The 671-nt window shown below is 38.0% G+C and carries 1 protein-coding gene; it reads right to left on the bottom strand.

The window, feature by feature from the left end; translation table 11 throughout:
* Window positions 1-101: 101 nt before the first annotated feature.
* Entirely contained in the window at window positions 102-617 is a 516-nt protein-coding gene (locus RB298_RS02070; protein WP_486045480.1) for a cupin domain-containing protein, read from the bottom strand.
* Window positions 618-671: the final 54 nt, after the last annotated feature.

Genomic DNA, 671 nt, shown 5'->3' with positions numbered 1-671 from the left:
GTATAGTGTAGACAGAATTATGTTAAATTATTACATGTCCAAATTGAAATCAAAATAGAAAAAAGACCTGCCCGGTAAAGAGCAGATCTTTATGTATTGTTTTATTTGTTATTCAGTGCTTTTTCAATTTCAGGATAGGTAATGCCATATTTTTTAGAGACGGTGACTAAACCGATAATTTCTTCTTCAGTAGGCGGTCCTACTTGTGGCAAAGGAGCATTTTCAGGAACGGAAATACCGAGTTCTTTAACGAATGAATCAAAGCCTGCAGGAGAAGCAGTAAGGATAAATTCTGTTTCTTCTGGTCCAGTTACAAAGCGATGCTGAATACCTCGAGGAGCAAAAACATAATCTCCCGCTTTTGCTTCAATTATTTCTTCTCCTACGTAAAAAATCATTGAGCCGCGCTTTATGTAAAACGTTTCGTCTTCATGTTCGTGAAGGTGAAGCGGGGGACCTTGGTTTGCTGGTTTCACTACGTGTGCCACGGCGTACGCTCCGTTTGTATCTTCACCTGGTACAAGAAGCGTTACTTTTTCATCAAGAAAATGAAATGTGTTTTGATTGTGTGGTGTACGGTGAAAAGCGTTTGTTAGCTGATTATGAGTTGCTGTCATCCTTTTATCTCCTTAAAAAACATATTTTGAGATTATTGTATACTAATATGGACG

The organism is Priestia sp. BR_2 (assembly GCF_041954005.1).
GTDB classification, from domain to species: domain Bacteria; phylum Bacillota; class Bacilli; order Paenibacillales; family Paenibacillaceae; genus Paenibacillus_AQ; species Paenibacillus_AQ lautus_A.
The sequence above is the reverse complement of the archived record's forward strand: the minus strand, read 5'-3'. Positions and strand labels throughout refer to the sequence as shown.

What these genes read in the sequence shown, in the direction of transcription:
- RB298_RS02070 (WP_486045480.1), bottom strand. Translation starts at nt 617, where the DNA reads ATGACAGCAACTCATAATCAGCTAACAAACGCTTTTCACCGTACACCA.